This window comes from Glutamicibacter sp. MCAF14, assembly GCF_052114325.1.
In the GTDB taxonomy this organism is placed as follows: Bacteria; Actinomycetota; Actinomycetes; order Actinomycetales; family Micrococcaceae; genus Glutamicibacter; species Glutamicibacter arilaitensis.
The window spans coordinates 678,673-697,032 of the sequence record NZ_JBFREO010000004.1; the positions used below are offsets into that span (position 1 = coordinate 678,673).

Here is an 18,360-nt window from a genome sequence, read left to right on the forward strand (position 1 = left end):
TTGGGCTACCTATCCATCTTATAGCCCGAAACCCAAGAAACCTGTGCACGTCGGCTTACTAAGAAGCGGAGGTCACAGGTAGAGTTGGCTAAAGCAAGTGCTCGTAAAGTGAAAGAGTTTCAGCGGTGACCACCAGTCAGCAATCCGACGACAGCCCGAAGACCCCATTGCCACAGGCCCAGAAGCCTGCCGCAAAGCAGGTTGTAGCGCCAAGCGTCGCACACACCACTCCCCTTGATGAAGCGGCCAAGTTTGCCCGCGTCACCGAGGATGGCCACGTCTTCGTCATCATCGATGGTGCCGAGTCCCCCGTGGGCCAATACCCGGACGCCACGCAGGAAGAAGCCCTGGGCTACTTCGTGCGCAAGTATGACGATGCGCTCTCGCAGCTGATGCTCCTGGAACAGCGTGTTGCGGCCAAGGCACCGGCCAATGAGCTCAGCAAGGCTGTCCAAGCACTCTCGGCCACCGTGGCAGAACGCCACATGGTCGGCGACATTCCAGCGTTGGAAACCCGCCTGGAAACTGTTCGCGTCGCCATTGAGGCGTTGACCACCGAACAGCGCAAGGCCAATGACCAGGCGCGTGCCGAACAGCTCGCAGCCCGCGAATCCATCGTCGAACAGGCTGAAGCCCTGGCCGGAAAGCGCCCGGAGCAGATCCAGTGGAAGACCGCGTCGGCTGCCATGAACGAACTCTTCGAAGCGTGGAAGGGCTCGCAGCGTTCGGCTGTTCGCCTGCCTCGCGCTACCGAAGATGCCCTGTGGAAGCGATTCCGCAGCGCACGCACCACCTTCGACCGCCACCGCCGCGCGTACTTCTCGCAGCTGGACTCGACCAACGCGGCTGCCAAGTCCGTGAAGGAAGAGCTGATTGCCCGCGCCGAGGCGCTGCAGGAGTCCACCGATTGGGCTGCTACCGCCGCCGAGTACCGCAAGCTCATGGATGAGTGGAAGAAGTCGCGCCGTGCTTCGCGCAAGGACGATGACCAGCTGTGGAGCCGTTTCCGTGCGGCCCAGGATGTCTTCTTCCAGGCCCGCGCTGCAGCGAACGCCAAGATCGATGAAGAGTACTCCCAGAACCTCGTGGTGAAGGAAGCCCTGCTGGAAGAAGCCCGCGCGCTGCTTCCGATCAAGGATCTGGCTGCCGCGAAAAACAAGCTCGATTCGATCCGCACCCGTTGGGAAGCTGCCGGCAAGGTGCCACGCAACGACCTGCAGCGTATCGAATCGGCACTGCGCCAGGTTGAGGACGCCGTCAAGGGCGCCGAGGACGAGCAGTGGCGTCGTTCCAACCCGGAGACCAAGGCCCGCTCGAACTCGATGCTTTCCCAGCTCCAGGACACCATCTCCGCACTGGAAGATGACCTGGAAGCGGCCAAGGCCAAGGGCAATGCCAAGCAGATCGCAGCAGCCCAGGAAGCACTGGATGCTCGCCGCATGTGGCTGAGCACCTTGGAGAAGTCGGCAGCCGACTTCCAGTAAGTAATCCACAGATCGCTTGCACACCGCCAACGCGGCGGCGCGAACTGGTTCAGTAGCTCTATGGACATGAGAAATACCCCAGCTACCGAACCTCGCGCCGCCGCGTTGCGTATTCCCGGGGATCTTTGGATCGCCGGCGAGATGTTCACCCGCAATGAGCTGCACGCGATGGCGCACAACGGCCTGTTACACGAGGTCCTCGGTGATTATTACGTGCCCGGCAACATCCGCCTCAATGCTTCGCTACGGGCGCGGGTTGCCGCTTTCGCCTGCGGACGCGAACTATCAAATGATGCGGTGCTGGCCCGACAGACCGCAGCCTGGATCCATGGCCTGCTGCCTTCGGTCTTCACCTTGTGCATCTACACGAGCAATTACCATCGCCCGTTTTATCCCGGGCGGGGCCTGAAAGCAGAGTTTTCCCAGGTCCGGGTCCCGGATACGCAGATGGTGTTCCGCGGACGCGTCAAGGTCACCAGCGCATTGCGCAGCGCCTGCGATTGCGCCAAATTTGATCCGCTGCCAATCGCCAGCCGCGTGCTAAGCATGACGATGTCCTTTGAGGACCAATACCTGAATTTGGATACGATCAGGCAGGCTCTTGAGCTCGACGCGCCCTCGCCCGAGCGCTCCCGTGCCCTGCGCCTGGTTCAATCCTTCACCGGTACAGCGCAGGCGGCTTAGGCCACCTGCGCACAGCCAAGGTGGGAAATTACCGGCGGGAGCCTGCGGTGGTGCGGTAGACGTCGTAGACGCCATCGATCCGGCGCACCTGGTTCAGCACGTGGCTCAAGAACTTCGGGTCGCCCATTTCGAAGGCGAAACGGGAGATCGCCACACGGTCCTTGCTGGTCTGCACACTGGCCGACAGGATATTCAGATGGCTTTCAGACAGGATCCGGGTGACATCGGAAAGCAATGACTTGCGGTCCAAAGCTTCAACCTGGATCTCCACCAGGAAAACTCCGTGGTGCTTGGTCGCCCACGAGACATTAACGATTCGATCCGGCTGTTCAGAGAGCTGAGTGAGGTTCAAGCAATCGGTGCGGTGGATCGAGACGCCGGCTCCACGAGTCACGAAGCCCAGAATCTCATCTGGCGGCACCGGAGTGCAGCAACGTGCCAGCTTCACCAGCACATCGCCAAGCCCCTCGACAATCACACCGGCGTCGTTGCCCGTAGCCGGGCTGGGAGCTACCGGACGGACCAATGCCTCTTCATCGACCTGTTCGGCTTCTGGAGGGCCAATCAGAGCCGTTAAATGCTCAATGACGTTCTGTGCACTGGTATGCCCATCGCCGACCGACTGGTACAGCGCCGAAATATCGGTATGGTGCAGCTCGTTGGCGACCGCGGTGAGCAGGTCGTGGGTCATCAGCTTCTGCAGCGGAAGCTGGTTGCGGCGAAGCTCCTTGGTCAGCAGCTCCTTGCCCTTTTCAATGGCTTCTTCGCGGCGTTCCTTGGAGAAGTAGCCGCGGATCTTGGCCTTGGCACGAGGGGAGCGAACGAAGTTCTGCCAATCCTGGGATGGACCAGCACCCTCGGCCTTGGAGGTGAAGACCTCCACCACATCGCCCTGCTTGAGTTCGGTATGCAGCGGCACCAGTTTGCCGTTGACACGCGAGCCGATGGTCCGGTGCCCGACATCGGTGTGGATCGAGTAGGCGAAGTCCACCGGTGTTGCCCCAACCGGCAGCGACATGATGTCGCCCTTGGGGGTGAAGACATAAACTTCTGCAGAACTGATGGTGTAGCGAAGGCCGTCCAAGAATTCCTCGGAGTCGGCCGTATCTGCCTGCCATTCCATCAGCGAACGCAACCAGTCCATATTCTGCTCCGGGGAGAGCATGGAGTTATCGGTCTGTCCGTGCTTGTACTGGAAGTGCGCGGCCACGCCGTATTCGGCGCGTACGTGCATATCGTGGGTACGGATTTGGATCTCGACTGGCTTGCCTTCAGGTCCCATGACCGTGGTGTGCAGCGACTGGTAGAGATTCAGCTTCGGGATGGCGATGTAATCCTTGAAGCGGTTAGGCAGCGGATTCCATTCGGCGTGCACCACGCCCAAGGCGCCGTAGCAGTCCTTGACGGAGTCCACCAGGATGCGCACACCCATCAGGTCATGGATGTCATCGAAGTCTTTGCCGCGCACGATCATCTTCTGGTAGATCGAGTAATAGTGCTTAGGCCGGCCAGAGACCGAGGCCTGGATGGCAACATTGCCCAGATCCCCGGAGAGGGTCTGGCGGATCGCCGAAAGGTACTTCTCGCGTTCCGGGGTGCGGTCCCCCACCATGCGCACGATTTCCTGGTACACCTTCGGGTGCAGGGCGGCGAAGGAGAGGTCTTCCAGTTCCCACTTCACGGTGTTCATGCCCAGGCGGTGTGCTAGCGGAGCAAAAATTTCCAGTGTTTCCTTCGCCTTGCGCGAGGAGGATTCCGGAGAGACATAGCGCCAGGTACGCGCATTGTGCAGGCGGTCGGCGAGCTTGATCAGCAGCACGCGGATATCGCGGGACATGGCCACGACCATTTTGCGCACGGTTTCGGCCGGCGCTGCCTCGCCATAGGTGACCTTATCGAGCTTGGTCACGCCATCGACCAGCATGGCGATCTCTTCGGAGAATTCTTTTTTAACCGATTCCAGGGAGTAGTCGGTGTCTTCAACGGTGTCGTGCAGTAGGGCCGCGGCAAGGATTGCGCCGGTCATGCCCATTTCAGCCAGGATCGTGGCTACGGCGACCGGGTGGGTGATGTACGGGTCGCCGCTCTTGCGCTTTTGGCCCTCGTGGTATTTTTCGGCTACTTCATAGGCGTGGACCAGCAGGTCCAGATCTGCCTTCGGATGCTTGGACTTGACTGTACGCAATAGCGGTTCAAGAGTGGGCGAGGTACTCGGGGTGCTTCCCCGGCCCGCAAAGCGCACCAAACGAGAGATAGAGCGTCGTTTCGAATTGTTCAGGTTAGGCGTATTTGCCATGCCCCGCTCCTTCCCGTTGCCGCCGGATTGCTCTCACGGCTTTCACCAAGCCCTCAAGAAAATCCAGCGGTAGTTTATGGCAACTTGTTCCCTGGTTGCCGTGCACTTGAAAACACCTTCTTTAGTTCAATCGTTATAGCACGTTAGCGCGGTGACAACTAATTACGCATCTTCACGCTTAAAGAATTTTGGTGCCCCCAGCAAGAGCTAGGGGCACCAAAATCGGATCTTCAGATCAGGCTAGGCAACTGCCATTTTCTGGTTGTGCGCTACCACGTCTTCGTCCTTGTGGCGTAGCCAGTGGAACATTGGCGCTTGGACGAACAGAGTCGACAGGGCCGAGACGATAATACCGACGAACAGTGCCAAGGACAGATCCTTGAGCGTACCGGCACCTAGCAGGTAGGAACCGATGAACAGGATCGCAGCCACTGGAAGCACTGCAACAACCGAGGTGTTGATCGAGCGGACCAGGGTCTGGTTCACTGCCAGGTTCACCAGCTGCTCGAAAGTGCGCTTGGTCTGCTGCGTGTAGTCCTTCGTGTTTTCGCGGACCTTGTCGAAGACCACCACGGTGTCATACAGCGAGTAGCTCAGAATCGTCAGGAAGCCGATGATCGCACTTGGAGTGATTTCGAAACCGGTCAGCGAGTAGATGCCTGCTGTCACGACCACCACGGCGATCAAGCCGACGATGGCCGCCAGCGACATCTTCCAGGTTCGGAAGTAGGCTGCCATCAGCAGGCCAACCAGAACCACGAACACTACCAGGCCAACCAGGGCCTGGCGCGAAACATCTGCGCCCCAAGTCGGACCGATGAAGTTACTGGTAACTTCATCGCTGGTGACCCCATAGTTCTTCGCGAGCTGGTCCGCGATGGCCAGGGTCTGATCATCGCTCAAACGCTCGGTCTGCACGCGCATGGTGCCCGGTGCAATGTTGGTTACGGTAGCTTCGGAGCCTGAAGCTACCGACGTGACAGTTTTTTCACCGATGGAAATATCGGTGTTCTGCACGTCGGACACGGTGAATTCGGAACCGCCACGGAAGTCGATGCCAAGGTTGAATCCGCCCTTGACCACTGGCACCAGGATGGACAGGATCACCAGGATGCCGGCAATCAGGAACCATAGACGGTGCTTACCGGTGAACGGGTAGGAACGCTTGCCGGTGTAGAGCTCATTGCCCCAAGTCACTAGCTTATTCATTGTTCTCCTCCTGGGCCTTGGCCTGCGTGCTGCCAGGCTTGTCCGCGACAGCGGAGTGTCCGGCCTGTGCACGGCGGCGCTCGGCAATCGTCATGCGCTTGGCGGCTTCAACAGACGCCTTGGCATTCTTCTTGCCCCGGTTGGCCACAACGTTTTCATCGAAACGGCGAACCTTGCCTGCACCTTGGTACAGCGGCTTGACGCCAAGCAGCGATGGATCCATGCCCGAAAGCGGGTGGCCATTGGCGAAGAACTTGGTGCGTGCCAGCAGAACCAAGGTTGGGTGGGTCAGACCGTAAACGACCACGAGGTCGATGATTGCGGTCAGGCCCAGGGTGAAGGCGAAGCCTCGCACGTTGCCCACAGCCACGATATACAGGACTACAGCGGCCAAGACGTTTACGGCCTTGGAAGCCAAAATGGTGCGCTTAGCGCGCTTCCAGCCAACGTCCACGGCGTTTGCCAACGGACGTCCTTCGCGCAGCTCATCACGAACACGCTCGAAGTAGACGATGAACGAGTCGGCGATCAGGCCAATGGCCACGATCAGGCCTGCCACGCCTGCTAGCGATAGGCGATAGTTCATGCCCCAGCCCAGCAAGACCAGGCAGAGGTAGGTCAGCACACCGGAGACCAGCAGCGAAGCGATGGTCACCAGGCCCAACGCCCGGTACTGGAACAGCGAGTAGATGAACACCAGCACCAGGCCGATGACGCCGGCGATCAAGCCTGCGGTCAGCTGGTCAGCACCAAGGGTTGCCGAAACCTGGCGCTCGGACTGGATATCGAAGCTGATCGGCAAGGCACCGTATTTGAGCTGTTCAGCAAGAGCCTGCGAGGATTCCTGAGTGAATCCACCGGAAATCTGCGGGCGGCCATCGGAGATCACCGCATTGGTGGTTGGCGCCGAAATGGTTTCGCCATCAAGCACGATGGCGAACTGGTTCTGCGAACCCTGCAGAGCAATCAGGCGCTGAGTGGTATCGGCGAAGATCTTCGTGCCTTCAGCATCGAATTCGATGACGACAACCCATTCACCGGTAACCGAACCATTGACGCCGCGAGCGAGCTGCGCATACGCGTCCTTGATCTTATCGCCGGAGATTTCCTGAGGGCCGAGGATGTACTTGACACCCATGTCCGTATCGCAGGAGATCATTGGCTTGGCTGGGTCTGCAGCGTCGCCGCCGCGGTCCTTGAGCTCGGTTTCGCAGTCGTAGCCTTCAAATTCCTGGAAGAGCTCTGGGGTGATCCAGTTGGTATCTGAAGGGTTCTCTGGCTTGCCCTCAGGCTTTGGCAGGTCCTTCTCCGGAGTGCGATCTTCCTTAGGCGTGGCTGCGTAGCCACCGGTGATCAGCACCGGGCGGAACTCCATGTTGGCCGAAGCCTGGATCAAATCGCGAGTGGTCTGGTCCGGGGCGCCCGGCATGGAGACCACAACGTTGCGACCGGACTGGGTGGTGATTTCCGATTCGGATACACCGGAACCATCCACACGCTGGCGGATGATCTCAACCGCTTGGTCCAGTTGTTCTTGGTTGATTGCTTCGTCGCCCTGGACCCGAGGGGCCAGGATCATCTCGGTGCCGCCTTCGAGGTCGAGGGCGAGCTTCGGTCCCCATCCGGTTTTACCGTTCGCTGCACCAGCTACCAAAACGCCGGTTGCGATGATGAAGACGATCAGCAACCATAGCAACGCTTTGCGCGCCTGCTTAACAGGTCTGATTGATGACATCTAATGTGCTTTCTCGTTTGAGTGGCTTGGCCTGCAGGCCACCGCTAGGCTGCCCGGAGCTTAGGCGTTGCGCTCGTCCTTGCCCTCGTCGTTCAAGCGACGCAGGGACTCTTCCGGGGTTTCGGTGGTGCTGGTGGACTCTGCAACTTCACCTGAGGCAGCTGGGGTTGCTGCGTCCTTGTCCAGGAAGGTGGCGATGGCCTGGCGGTGCAGGTTCAGCACAACGCCGGGTGCTACCTCGACCTGTACGCGATCCTCAGCGTCAACGCCGACAACGGTGCCGTAGATGCCCGAGTTGGTCATCACCTTGGCGCCTGGCACGGTGTTGTTCTTCAGCTTCTCCTGCTGTGCAGCCTGCTTCTTGCGGCCACGGAACATCATGAAGATCAAGACTGCGAACAGTGCGACCATCAGGATCAAGGATGGGTTGAAGCCGCCACCTGCGGCCTGAGCGATTACGAGGGGATTCACGTAGTTACCTGCTAACGATTTGTTGCGATTTGATCTGAAATTCTGGGATGCCATTACGCCATAAATGGACGCGCAACAGCAAAGACGCCCTACCCCACCCGAAAACGGGCATAGGTCAGGCGTCTTTAGTCTAGTGCGTCACGGTGTACCAGCAGACCATTTACGCGAGCAGTGAAGTTATGCTTGCCTAATCCTCATCATTTTCATAGGTTTGCGCACTGGCGAAGATGGCATCTTTGGGCATGGCCAACCCCAGATGCTCCCAGGCTCCTGGCATGGCGATGCGGCCGCGCGGGGTCCGGCCCATCAGTCCTTCGCGCACCAGATATGGCTCGGCCACAGTCTCCACGGTTTCGGTTTCTTCGCCTACGGCGATGGCCAGGGTAGATAGGCCCACCGGCCCCCCGCCGAACTTGGTGCACAAGGCTTCAAGCACGCCACGATCCAGGCGATCCAGCCCGCGGGCGTCTACCTCATACATGTCCAAGGCGGCAGCGGCTGCCTTGGCATCGATTTCTTCAAGCTTGTGCACCAAGGCCCAGTCGCGCACACGGCGCAACAGACGGTTGGCGATACGCGGGGTACCGCGGGAGCGTCCGGCAATTTCGGTGAATGCGGCCGAGGTGACCGATAAGTCGAGCATCATCGCAGAACGGCGCAGCACCAGTTCCAATTCCTTGACAGCGTAGAACTCCAAATGGCCGGTGAAGCCGAAGCGGTCTCGCAGGGGGCCGGGCAGAAGGCCGGCGCGAGTGGTTGCCCCGACCAAGGTGAAAGGTGGAAGTTCCAACGGGATGGCTGTGGCGCCAGCTCCCTTGCCCACGATGATGTCCACGCGGAAATCTTCCATGGCCATATAGAGCATTTCTTCTGCCGGCCGGGACATGCGGTGGATCTCGTCGAGGAAGAGCACTTCGCCCTCGCTCAAGGAGGAGAGAATCGCAGCTAGATCACCAGCATGCTGGATAGCTGGGCCGGAGGAAATACGCAACGGGGCATTCATCTCCGCAGCGATGATCATCGACAAAGTCGTCTTGCCCAGGCCTGGAGGGCCCGAGAGCAAAACGTGGTCGGCGGTGCGTTCACGGATTTTCGCTGCTTCAAGCACCAGCGAGAGCTGCTGGCGAACGCGCGACTGGCCCACGAAGTCGTCGAGGTTGCGCGGGCGCAGGGCCGCTTCAATGACGCGTTCCTCGGGTTCGCTGCCAGCGCTGGTGAGCCCGGTGGAATCATTCATGATCAGATTGTTCCTCTCGCAGACCGCTTAGGCGCGGGTTCCGCTAGACATGCTGCGCAATGCGGCACGCAGGATTTCGGCGACATTGCCAGCGGCAATGACATCCGGGTCAGCCTTGGATAAGGACTTCAAGGTTGCGGTGGCGTCCTTTTCGCTCCAGCCCAGGCCGGTGAGCGCTTCGATCACCTGTGGCTCCCAAACGCTCACGTTGCCACCGCCGGAGGCTGAAGGAACAGGGGCGCCGGTTGGCACCAGCTTGCCGTTCAATTCCAGCACAATACGGCTTGCGCCCTTGGGACCAATGCCAGAAACCTTGGTGAAGGCAGCGGTGTCCTTGGTGTTGGCCGCGATGCGGACCTCTTCTGGAGAGTGCACCGCCAAGATGGCCAGACCGGTACGTGGACCAATGCCTGAAACGGAGATCAGCACCTCGAAGACATCGCGTTCCTCAGCGGTAGCGAAGCCGAAAAGGGTCATCGAGTCTTCGCGCACCACCATGGAGGTGAAAACCGTGGCTTCCCGACCTGCATGCAACGCAGATAGCGTCCCCGGGGTGGCGTTGACCAGCATTCCGAAGCCGTTGACGTCAATTACCGCGGTGTTCAAAGCAACCGTTTGCACGGTGCCGGTCAATGAGCTGATCATGCCACTCCTTGGGATATATGTTCGATCAAACCCAGTTTATCGAAGATACCTACGAATATCGATCCATCTGGCCCGCCGGTGCGTCGAGACCGCTGTCCCGAAGGTCGTTAGCGTCGAACCGCGCGCCGTTTCGCCGAAGCTTCAGCGGCAATCCACGCCTGCTGCGCCGCAGTGAGCTGCGAAGAGCCTCCCGCAGCAGCAGCCGAGGCTGACGCGTTGGAACCGCTCGCGGCTCCACGCCAACCATGGGTGATGGCCAGCGCTACAGCATCAGCGGCATCCGCTGGCTTGGGCGGTTCATCGAGCCGGCAGATCTTGGCGACCATCTTGCCAATGGCCACCTTAGTAGCCTGCCCAGAGCCGGTAACGGCCGCTTTGACTTCGGTCGGCGTGTGCATTGCCACGGGGATCCCGCGACGGGCAGCGGCGGTGATTACGACGCCGGTAACCTGCGCGGTGCCGATCACCGTGGAGACGTTCGCCGAGGCAAACACGCGTTCCAAGGCCAGCACATCTGGCTTATGCAGGTCCAGCCACGCATCGATCGCGTCCGCGATCTTCAATAGCCGGGCATCGAGCGGAGTGCCCGGCGGGGTGCCGGCGACGGTGACGTCCACCAGCGAAACTTGCCTGTTTGCAGCGACGTCGACCACGGCAAGACCACAGCGGGTCAAACCGGGGTCGACGCCCACAACACGTAAGGCCAAGCCTTACTGCTCTTCGTCCAGCGCGGCGCGAACCTCATCGGACAGATCGGCGTTGGTGTAGATGCCCTGGACGTCGTCCAGTTCTTCCAACGCGTCGTAGAGCTTCAGGAACTTGCGGGCACCGTCTACGTCCAGATCGACCTTCATGGATGGAATGAATTCCATTTCGTCGGATTCGTAGGCGATTTCAGCTTCGTCCAGAGCAGCCGCGACAGCACGCAGATCCGAAGGATCGCAAACGATGGCGAAGTTCTCGTCCTCGTCCATGATCTCGTCGGCACCGGCATCCAGTACGACCATCAGCAGGTCGTCTTCGGTCAGCTCGCCCTTAGGCAGGCGGACAACGCCCTGGCGGTTGAACAGGTAGGCAACCGAACCCGGGTCGGCGATGGTGCCGCCATTGCGGGTGATGCCCACGCGGACCTCGGATGCCGCACGGTTCTTGTTGTCGGTCAGGCATTCGATCAACAGAGCCGAGCCCTGTGGGCCACGTGCTTCGTAGATGATCTCGGTGTAGTCGACGACCTCACCGGTCAGGCCGGCACCGCGCTTGACTGCACGGTCGATGTTGTTGATCGGCACGGAGTTCTTCTTGGCCTTGCTGACAGCAAGTTCCAGTGCTGGGTTGCCGGCCATGTCGGCACCGCCGGCACGGGCAGCAACTTCAATGCCCTTAATGAATTTAGCGAAGGCCTTGGCGCGCTTGGCGTCGATCGCAGCCTTCTTGTGCTTGGTAGTTGCCCATTTGGAGTGGCCTGACATGCTTTAAGCGTCTCCTCGCGTGAGATTGATGAAATATTGATGGATAGCAGTGCTGCCGGTGACTTCCGGGTGAAAGCTAGTTGCCAACAAATTTCCCTGGCGTACTGCAACAATTCTACCCTGTTCGCGTTCCGACCTCGCTTGGACGGTGCTGATCACCTGGACCCCTGGACCGATTTGCACGGCTTCTGGTGCGCGGATGAACACGGCTTCGAGGTTCTGGCCGTTGAAGTCCAAGCGGTACTCGAATGAATCGACCTGGCGTCCGAAGGCGTTGCGCTTCACCGTCATGTCGATACCGCCGAAGCTCTGCTGAACGGCGCCATCGCGTGAGATTGCGGGGTTTTCGATGCGATCTGCCAGCATGATCATCCCGGCGCAGGAACCATAGGCAGGCATTCCGCCGGCGATGCGTTCCTTGATGGGCTCCGCTAACCCGTAATTGCGCGAAAGCCTGTCGATCACCGACGATTCGCCCCCGGGAATCACCAGCGCGTCGACCTGCGCCAGTTCCTGGATCGTGCGCACCATCTGCGCTGGTTCGCCGAGCCGCTCCAAGGAGGCCAGATGTTCGCGGAAATCCCCTTGTAGAGCGAGGACGCCTATGTTCGGCATGGTTCTAACCTTCATGGTGTTCGGTGGTTGGCTGCACGGAAAGGCGCCGAAATAACGTTAAACCCACGGAGCCCATGCGCCGGTTTTGTGTCCCGGTGTGTCGCGGATTCTTCGAAGCCTCCTGCCCGCCGGCGATCATTCTTGGTAGGTTCAGGACATGATCTCCGATATTTCTTCTCTCGAACTTGCCGGTGGCGTGAGCATGCCTTCGATCGGATTGGGCACTTGGCCCATGCGCGGACAGGAAGCGGCTGATGCAGTGCTCTCTGCACTGGAAATCGGCTACCGCCGTATCGATACAGCCGAGAACTATCGCAATGAAGATGCCGTAGGCCAGGCGTTGGCCAGCAGTGGACTGGATCGGGATGAATATTTCGTCACCACCAAGTTCAATAAGCAATGGCATTCGGCAAAAGGCGTGCGCCAGGCGTTGGAGAACTCCTTGGCACGCTTGGGCCTGGAGCATTTGGACTTGTTCTTGATCCACTGGCCCAACCCCGAGCAGGGCACCTACGTTGAAGCCTTCACGGAGCTGGGCAAGCTTGTGGAAGAGGGCAAGATCCGAGCCGCCGGCGTTTCGAATTTCAAGCCCTACCAGCTGCAAAACGTCTTGGATGCCGGTCTCGTGCCAGCGCTAAACCAGATCCAGATTGACCCCGAGCGGCAGTGCATCCAATGGCAGGGATTCAACACCGAGCATGGTGTGCGCACCGAAGCGTACTCCCCCTTGGGCCGGAAGCAATCGGACTTCCTTTCACATCCAACCCTTGCCCGTATCGCCCAGGCGCATGGAAAGAGCAGCGCCCAGATCACCCTGCGCTGGCATGTCCAATCCGGCCGAGCGGCAGCACCTAAATCAGCCGACCCGCAACGGCGGGCCGAGAACTTGGATGTTTTTAATTTCCAGCTGACCCAAGAGGAAATGGCAGCCATCAACGCCATGGATACTGGTGCTGGCCCGTTCACTGATTCTGACGAGTTCGGACACTAGGCCTCATCTAATGCCGGCATCTCAAAGGCAAGGAGAACCAGGTCATGCTTCATGGCTACCAGCGTCCGGAAATCGAATGGGCAGATTACTTTGACGAGCACGGCACGCTGATCCCCTACGGACAGCGCTGGGATGGGCTACCTCAGGCGGAGAGTTATTCGGTTACCTCGCACCCGCAACGCTTTGCCCCGGTGAAGCTGGTTGCCCAGGCGTTGCTGGATTGGATGCAAGGGAATTTTGAGGTGCGCTGCTTTGAAGATCCCGAGCTTGCCAGGCAACTGCACGTTGATCCAGGCGAGGTGGTGAGCTCTGTTCGGATCATTCCGGCAGATTCACGATGTGCTCCTGCAGGCATAGCCATCACCACTTTTCCCGGGGTTCTTTTGGAACTCGGGGCGCTGTACCAAGCGGTATTTCCCAATTGCGGTTGCGTCGGATGCGACGATGATGTCCTCGAAATCCTTGATGAACTAGAGAACCAGGTGGGGTCCGCCGTCTGCGGCGCTTTTGTCGAGATCCTGCAGAACGGCACGGGCCGACTTGTGCAACGTTTCGATTCTGCGGAGACGGGATTTGCCGAGCAGGCTAGCGCCCTCGACGATATTTCACCGGCACGGCTAGCCAGAGCGCATGCAATCCTACCGCCAAGCGGCGTGTGGGCACCCTGGCCCTTGCGCTAGATCAGTCCAGCGTCCATTCTTGGAGGCCGTCAGCGAATGCCCCGTAGGCATCCACGGTGGCCATGGTGCGTTTCAATGAGGCTTTCGCTTCGGCTTCCGGAATGCATCCAGCAGGATCGAAGACTTGGCACCACGCCACAGGCTCCTTCGACAGCTGGTGCGGAACCCAACTCAATTCGCTGACGTCCCATTCACCGGGTTCTTCCTGGGTAAACGTTGCCTTTACGCCGATGCCTTCGCGATTGAGAATGGTCGGTGTGGCATGCTTTGCCACCGAGTTTCCCAGTCCGTAGACGATCCAGGTACCCTTGTGTTTCTCGATGGGCAGGACCGAGTGGGTGTGGTGCATGTAAATGAAATCGAAGACACCGGATTCGGCCAGCTCCCGGCCAAGCCTTTTTTGGGATGCCGTCGGTTCAGTGGAGTATTCAGCCCCATCGTGCACCGCGGCCACGACAATCTCCGCTCCCGCCTTGCGTGTGGCCTTGCCCCGGGCGATGAGTTCCTTCGCATCCACCCCGGTATCTACTTGCCAGTCCGCTGCCTCCGGCAAGCCGTTGAGTGAATAGGTGCTGGTCACTACCCCGAGCTTCACGCCTTCTACGTCCAGGATCGAGGGCTTTTTGGACTCTTTTTCGGTGCGGTAGGATCCGGTGGCGAAAAGCTCGTTCGCTTCCAGCGCGTCAAGGGTTCGCTCGACTCCAGCGGTCCCGGCATCGACGGTGTGATTGGTGGCGGTGGTGCAACCGTCATAGCCAATGGCTTCGAGCTCGCCCAGGATCGCTTCTGGAACCGTAAATCGAGGGTAACCCGAATAAGGCGGCTCTCCAATTGGTGTTTCCAGGTTGCAAAGCGCCGCATCGGCGTCCTGCACGTAGGGAGCAAGCCGTGCAAGCAACGGACCGAAATCGTAGTCTTCTCCGTTGCCGGATTCCGTGCCAGCGGCTTGCTTCGCCTCATCGAGCAGCTGCGGATGCAGCAGCACATCGCCGGTAACCATCAGTGAGAATTCCGCAGGTATCTCAGGAGTTGCCGGAGCACTCGATGCCGGTTGTGGTGAGGCAGGGGTGATTGCTTCGGCCGAAGGTGCGGAAGCCGATGGCTGCGCGTTGTCGCTGGGAACTGCGGCGCAACCGCCAATCAGCAATGCAACTAGCAGAGTTGAGCCAAGCGGAAGAAATGCGGGCAGTGGACGTTGGAGCATGCATCGAGCCTAGCTCAGCTTGGTATCCGGGGTGTAAATGCAAGCTAAATCACGTTTTCCATGAAAACCTAGCCCTATGCAAAACCCGCTTCTGACTCCCAGCACTAGGCCTTACCAATGGCCAGCTTTCGACCAGCTAACCGCTGAGCATTATTTGGAGGCGGTCCAGCTTGGCGCCTCCGAACAGCTTGACGAGCTGCAGCGCATCATTGATGATGCCCAGGCACCCACTTTTGAGAACACCTTCCTTGCGCTGGAATCCAGCGGCCAGACCCTGCGCCACGCTCTCATGACCTATTTTTCCGTGATTTCAGCTCACGGAACCGATGAGCTCCGCGTGGTCCAGTCTGAGATTTCTTCGATTTGGAGCAAGCAAGAAGACGCAATTTACCTAAATCAATCCTTGTATTCACGTTTACAAGCCTTAGATCTCTCCGGGTTGGAGGGCGAAGATGCCCGCCTCGCAGACCAGACCTTGAAGAATTTCCAATTGGCCGGTGCAGGTTTGGCAGACACCGACAAGGAGAAACTCAAGGAACTAAATGCCAAGCTTGCTGAACTCTCCACCCAGTTCGCCAACCTCGTCCTGGAAAACCAGAATGCGCATGCGGTGCATTTCGAGGATGCACAAGAGCTGGCAGGGCTTTCCAGCCAAGCAATTGATTCAGCTGCTCAGGCGGCCAAGCAGGCAGGCCACGCTTCGGGTTACCTGCTGACCTTGGTCTCACCCAGCCAGCAACCAGTTCTTGAGTCGCTGGATTCCAGCGAGTCACGCCGCAAGGTGTTCAACGCATCGCTGAGCCGCGGCACCGAAAATAATCCAACCATTCATGTAGCCGCAGAAATGGCACAACTGCGTGCCGAGCGTGCCGCGCTGCTCGGTTTTGCCAATCATGCAGAAACCGTACTCGCGCAGGCAACAGCTCCGTCCACCGTTGCAGTAGCAGAGCGCTTGGCCGAGCTCACCAAAGCTGCCACCGCCAATGCGCGCAAGGAAGCTGCAGTGCTCAGCAGGGTCGCTGGCGCTGAGATCAACGCATGGGATTGGAAATACTTCTCCAACAAGGTGCTGCGCGACGAGTACTCCGTGGATTCCGAAGCTCTGCGCGATTACTTCGAGCTGGATCGGGTGCTGATTGATGGCGTCTTTGCCACGGCAACCAAGCTCTTCGGCATCACGTTCACCGAGCGTTTCGATCTGCCTACCTACCACGATGACGTCCGTGTTTTCGAAGTCTTCGATGCCGATGGAACACCACTGGCCATCTATACCGGCGACTTCCTGACGCGTGATACGAAGAAGGGCGGGGCGTGGATGACCAGCCTGCGCGATGCCTCTTCCTTCCTCGATGAACGTCCGATCGTCACCAACACCTTGAACATCACCCCGCCTGCGCCGGGCAATCCCGTCCTGCTCTCCTTGGACGAGGCCAATACCCTCTTCCACGAGTTCGGCCATGCGCTGCACGGCATGTTCTCCAATGGCAAGTACGCGTCGCTTTCCGGCACCTCGGTCCCCCGCGACTTCGTGGAATTCCCTTCCCAGGTCAATGAGATGTGGATGCTTCACGAGGATGTCGTCTCCGGTTACGCCGTCCATCACCACAGCGGTGAAACGCTGGACGCTTCGCTAATCGAAAAGATCCGCGCGGCTTCGCTTTGGGGCCAGGGGTTTGCAACGACCGAGTACCTGGCCGCCAGTGTCCTTGACTGGGAATGGCACACGATCAGCGCTGGCACCGTTATCGATGACCCGCTGCAGTTCGAACAGGATGCCTTGAAGCGTGCCGGTTTCGACACCGCCATGATTCCACCTCGCTACCGCACCGGTTATTTCCAGCACATTTTCGCCAATGGATACTCCGCTGGCTACTACTCCTACATCTGGAGTGAGGTGCTCGATGCCGACACTGTGCAGTGGTTCGAGGAAAATGGGGGCTTAATGCGCGAAAATGGTAATCGGTTCCGTGAGGAACTGCTTTCGCGCGGTAATACGCGCGATCCCCTAGAGTCCTACGAATTATTCCGCGGCCGCACCGCATGGGTAGAACCGCTGCTGCGCCGTCGAGGATTGGTGAACGCAGAATAATGACGACTATTGCCTCCGCACAGGAAGCACTGAGCCACTGGCATCAGGCATTGGCAGTTGCCACCGGCGGCAAGATCTTTACCACCCACGGCTGCTCGTGGGTTTGGCAGCCGGTGCGCAAGCGCTTGATCTTGCTCTTCCCTGAGCAACCTGAACAAGCAGGACTGCGCCCTGCGCTGGCCGAAGGGCAGCGTCTGGGCGCACGTCGGGTGGAAGCATGGGTCAATTCCGGGGCTCACTCCCATGAGTTGAAGGCCGCTGGCTTCTCCGATAATGCACAGGTGTCTTGGCATGCCGGTCCGCTGGCTATCCCGATGGATCGCTGGGCCGGCAAGATTCGCCTAGGCACCAATGTGCCTGAAGCATCAGGGGCTGATGCTGCCGAGTTGAATGTGACCAACCTGTGGCGCGAAACCAGTTCCCAGCTCTCCAGCGGCCACCCCGCCCTGCGACGTGTCGAACATGCTGTGGCGCGCACTGAAGAGGGCGAGATTGTCGGCCGTGGCTTTGCCCAGCAGGGTTTGAATGGCCAGCTGATGATTCATTCGCTCGCGATCGGCAAGGGCCACCGCCGTCAAGGTGCTGGCACCGCATTGCTTCATGGTCTCTCCCGCTCCATGATCAATCCGCTCTCGCCACCAGATGAAGAAGTTCCCCAGGAGCTCCTGGCGGCGGCGACGCCATCAAGCGCTGACTTCTTCAGCGCCAACGGGCTGAAGCTCTTGGGCCGCGGACGCCACATGGTCCTGCGCTCATGGGATCAGTAGACAACATTTAATAGTGAGTTGAATCTGCCGGCCACAGGTATTCCTGTGGCCGGCAGATTCGATTGAAAAAAGGTTCACCGTGAGTCGCGCACTCGGTAGGCGAGGCGGGCAAAGGGTCCGGCCTTGTGCGCCTGGACCAGTTCAAGGCGTTCGCTGCCAATATTCCGAGGCAGCAATTCAGCTCCTCTAGCTAAAGCCACGGGGGCGATGGTCAATGCCAAAATGTCGATGGCACCGGCATCAAGGAATTGTCCCAGCAGCTCTCCACCACCAAGCACCCAGATATTCTTGAGTCCCGCGGTGCCACGAATTTCCGGCAAGAATTTTGCAACTGGGCCGTTGACCAGGCGCACATCTGCGCCGTCGGGAATGGGCAGATCCCTTGAAGTAAAGACATAGGTCGTGACTCCTGGATAATATTCCTGCCACTTGTGCGGATTTTCCATGAGCTGTTCATTGTCGATCAACCACATATAGGTGTTTGCGCCTTCGACGTGAACGCCAACATTCTTGGGCAATAAGTCCGGGTCGGGTTCCCGTGCTCCCGGCACGTCAAAAAGCCATTGCAACCCATGGTTCTCGTCGGCCAAATAGCCGTTGAGCGACACCGCGGCATCGAAGATAATTTCGCTCATGGCACACAGTCTGCCACACGAAAATTCTCGTGGGCTCCGGGAGCAGTAATGCGCCAGTCGCACCACCCGGGACACCGAGCAACCGGATGCCGGGGCTCCGCTGCTCGGCACGGACGCCAACGGAAGAAACGTCCTCGCGTAACAGCAAG

17 protein-coding genes are annotated in these 18,360 nt (G+C 59.2%); 6 read left to right on the forward strand and 11 right to left on the reverse strand.

Annotated elements, in window-relative coordinates; genetic code table 11:
- Nucleotides 1–125: 125 nt before the first annotated feature.
- Entirely contained in the window at nt 126–1,484 is a 1,359-nt protein-coding gene (locus AB4Y71_RS10770) for a DUF349 domain-containing protein (protein WP_441720367.1), read from the forward strand.
- A gap of 66 nt (nt 1,485–1,550) precedes the next feature.
- Nucleotides 1,551–2,168, forward strand: coding sequence for a hypothetical protein (locus AB4Y71_RS10775; RefSeq protein ID WP_441720369.1), 618 nt, complete (start codon nt 1,551–1,553; stop codon nt 2,166–2,168).
- Between the two features lie 28 nt (nt 2,169–2,196).
- Here the strand turns inward: AB4Y71_RS10775 and AB4Y71_RS10780 are convergent, their stop codons facing one another.
- The 9 genes from AB4Y71_RS10780 to pdxT form a co-directional block, all read right to left on the reverse strand.
- Nucleotides 2,197–4,464 (reverse strand): RelA/SpoT family protein, encoded by a 2,268-nt coding sequence (locus AB4Y71_RS10780; protein ID WP_441720371.1) that lies wholly within the window; start codon nt 4,462–4,464, stop codon nt 2,197–2,199.
- A 240-nt stretch (nt 4,465–4,704) separates the two neighbouring features.
- Nucleotides 4,705–5,673: a protein translocase subunit SecF gene (secF, locus tag AB4Y71_RS10785; protein ID WP_102597584.1), complete on the reverse strand. Its 969-nt coding sequence runs from the start codon at nt 5,671–5,673 to the stop codon at nt 4,705–4,707.
- Nucleotides 5,666–7,408 (reverse strand): protein translocase subunit SecD, encoded by a 1,743-nt coding sequence (secD, locus tag AB4Y71_RS10790; protein ID WP_441720372.1) that lies wholly within the window; start codon nt 7,406–7,408, stop codon nt 5,666–5,668. The genes secF and secD overlap by 8 nt, the downstream gene beginning before the upstream one ends.
- Nucleotides 7,409–7,468: 60 nt before the next feature.
- Complete coding sequence (yajC, locus tag AB4Y71_RS10795; protein ID WP_013349089.1) at nt 7,469–7,879, reverse strand: preprotein translocase subunit YajC; 411 nt, start codon at nt 7,877–7,879, stop codon at nt 7,469–7,471.
- A 187-nt stretch (nt 7,880–8,066) separates the two neighbouring features.
- The gene (ruvB, locus tag AB4Y71_RS10800; protein WP_013349090.1) at nt 8,067–9,116 is read right to left on the reverse strand and encodes a Holliday junction branch migration DNA helicase RuvB; all 1,050 of its coding nucleotides are present in this window, start codon (nt 9,114–9,116) and stop codon (nt 8,067–8,069) included.
- 27 nt (nt 9,117–9,143) lie between these two features.
- Entirely contained in the window at nt 9,144–9,761 is a 618-nt protein-coding gene (gene ruvA, locus AB4Y71_RS10805) for a Holliday junction branch migration protein RuvA (protein ID WP_441720373.1), read from the reverse strand.
- Nucleotides 9,762–9,868: 107 nt separating this feature from the next.
- The gene (gene ruvC / locus AB4Y71_RS10810) at nt 9,869–10,468 is read right to left on the reverse strand and encodes a crossover junction endodeoxyribonuclease RuvC (RefSeq protein WP_134780089.1); all 600 of its coding nucleotides are present in this window, start codon (nt 10,466–10,468) and stop codon (nt 9,869–9,871) included.
- Nucleotides 10,469–10,471: 3 nt separating this feature from the next.
- Nucleotides 10,472–11,230, reverse strand: a complete 759-nt coding sequence (locus AB4Y71_RS10815; protein ID WP_013349093.1) for a YebC/PmpR family DNA-binding transcriptional regulator — start codon at nt 11,228–11,230, stop codon at nt 10,472–10,474.
- A 3-nt stretch (nt 11,231–11,233) separates the two neighbouring features.
- Nucleotides 11,234–11,845 carry a pyridoxal 5'-phosphate synthase glutaminase subunit PdxT gene (gene pdxT / locus AB4Y71_RS10820; RefSeq protein WP_013349094.1) on the reverse strand — a complete coding sequence of 204 codons (612 nt, stop codon included), beginning with the start codon at nt 11,843–11,845 and terminating at the stop codon, nt 11,234–11,236.
- Between the two features lie 157 nt (nt 11,846–12,002).
- On the opposite strand from pdxT, the gene AB4Y71_RS10825 reads away from it, so the two are divergent.
- Nucleotides 12,003–12,836, forward strand: a complete 834-nt coding sequence (locus AB4Y71_RS10825; RefSeq protein WP_441720376.1) for an aldo/keto reductase — start codon at nt 12,003–12,005, stop codon at nt 12,834–12,836.
- A gap of 44 nt (nt 12,837–12,880) precedes the next feature.
- Nucleotides 12,881–13,516: a DUF6226 family protein gene (locus AB4Y71_RS10830; protein ID WP_441720378.1), complete on the forward strand. Its 636-nt coding sequence runs from the start codon at nt 12,881–12,883 to the stop codon at nt 13,514–13,516.
- Nucleotide 13,517: 1 nt separating this feature from the next.
- Here the strand turns inward: AB4Y71_RS10830 and AB4Y71_RS10835 are convergent, their stop codons facing one another.
- Nucleotides 13,518–14,720 (reverse strand): CapA family protein, encoded by a 1,203-nt coding sequence (locus AB4Y71_RS10835; RefSeq protein WP_441720380.1) that lies wholly within the window; start codon nt 14,718–14,720, stop codon nt 13,518–13,520.
- A gap of 76 nt (nt 14,721–14,796) precedes the next feature.
- Here AB4Y71_RS10835 and AB4Y71_RS10840 point away from each other — a divergent pair, with 76 nt between their 5' ends.
- Both AB4Y71_RS10840 and AB4Y71_RS10845 read left to right on the forward strand, forming a co-directional pair.
- On the forward strand, nt 14,797–16,809 hold the full coding sequence (locus tag AB4Y71_RS10840) for a M3 family metallopeptidase (protein WP_441720382.1): 2,013 nt from the start codon (nt 14,797–14,799) through the stop codon (nt 16,807–16,809).
- Nucleotides 16,809–17,576, forward strand: coding sequence for a GNAT family N-acetyltransferase (locus AB4Y71_RS10845; protein WP_013349100.1), 768 nt, complete (start codon nt 16,809–16,811; stop codon nt 17,574–17,576). Before AB4Y71_RS10840 ends, AB4Y71_RS10845 begins: the two co-directional genes overlap by 1 nt.
- Nucleotides 17,577–17,650: 74 nt before the next feature.
- On the opposite strand, the gene AB4Y71_RS10850 is transcribed toward AB4Y71_RS10845, so the two are convergent.
- Nucleotides 17,651–18,211 carry a dihydrofolate reductase family protein gene (locus AB4Y71_RS10850; protein ID WP_441720384.1) on the reverse strand — a complete coding sequence of 187 codons (561 nt, stop codon included), beginning with the start codon at nt 18,209–18,211 and terminating at the stop codon, nt 17,651–17,653.
- Between the last annotated feature and the right edge of the window lie 149 nt (nt 18,212–18,360).

Bases quoted from the DNA above. Each gene is read 5' to 3' on its own strand.
- AB4Y71_RS10825 (WP_441720376.1), top strand. From the start codon at position 12,003: ATGATCTCCGATATTTCTTCTCTCGAACTTGCCGGTGGCGTGAGCATG.
- AB4Y71_RS10845 (WP_013349100.1), top strand. From the start codon at position 16,809: ATGACGACTATTGCCTCCGCACAGGAAGCACTGAGCCACTGGCATCAG.
- ruvB (WP_013349090.1), bottom strand. From the start codon at position 9,116: ATGAATGATTCCACCGGGCTCACCAGCGCTGGCAGCGAACCCGAGGAA.
- AB4Y71_RS10815 (WP_013349093.1), bottom strand. From the start codon at position 11,230: ATGTCAGGCCACTCCAAATGGGCAACTACCAAGCACAAGAAGGCTGCG.
- secF (WP_102597584.1), bottom strand. From the start codon at position 5,673: ATGAATAAGCTAGTGACTTGGGGCAATGAGCTCTACACCGGCAAGCGT.
- pdxT (WP_013349094.1), bottom strand. From the start codon at position 11,845: ATGCCGAACATAGGCGTCCTCGCTCTACAAGGGGATTTCCGCGAACAT.
- AB4Y71_RS10835 (WP_441720380.1), bottom strand. From the start codon at position 14,720: ATGCTCCAACGTCCACTGCCCGCATTTCTTCCGCTTGGCTCAACTCTG.
- secD (WP_441720372.1), bottom strand. From the start codon at position 7,408: ATGTCATCAATCAGACCTGTTAAGCAGGCGCGCAAAGCGTTGCTATGG.
- AB4Y71_RS10840 (WP_441720382.1), top strand. From the start codon at position 14,797: ATGCAAAACCCGCTTCTGACTCCCAGCACTAGGCCTTACCAATGGCCA.
- AB4Y71_RS10850 (WP_441720384.1), bottom strand. From the start codon at position 18,211: ATGAGCGAAATTATCTTCGATGCCGCGGTGTCGCTCAACGGCTATTTG.
- ruvA (WP_441720373.1), bottom strand. From the start codon at position 9,761: ATGATCAGCTCATTGACCGGCACCGTGCAAACGGTTGCTTTGAACACC.
- AB4Y71_RS10775 (WP_441720369.1), top strand. From the start codon at position 1,551: ATGAGAAATACCCCAGCTACCGAACCTCGCGCCGCCGCGTTGCGTATT.
- AB4Y71_RS10830 (WP_441720378.1), top strand. From the start codon at position 12,881: ATGCTTCATGGCTACCAGCGTCCGGAAATCGAATGGGCAGATTACTTT.
- AB4Y71_RS10780 (WP_441720371.1), bottom strand. From the start codon at position 4,464: ATGGCAAATACGCCTAACCTGAACAATTCGAAACGACGCTCTATCTCT.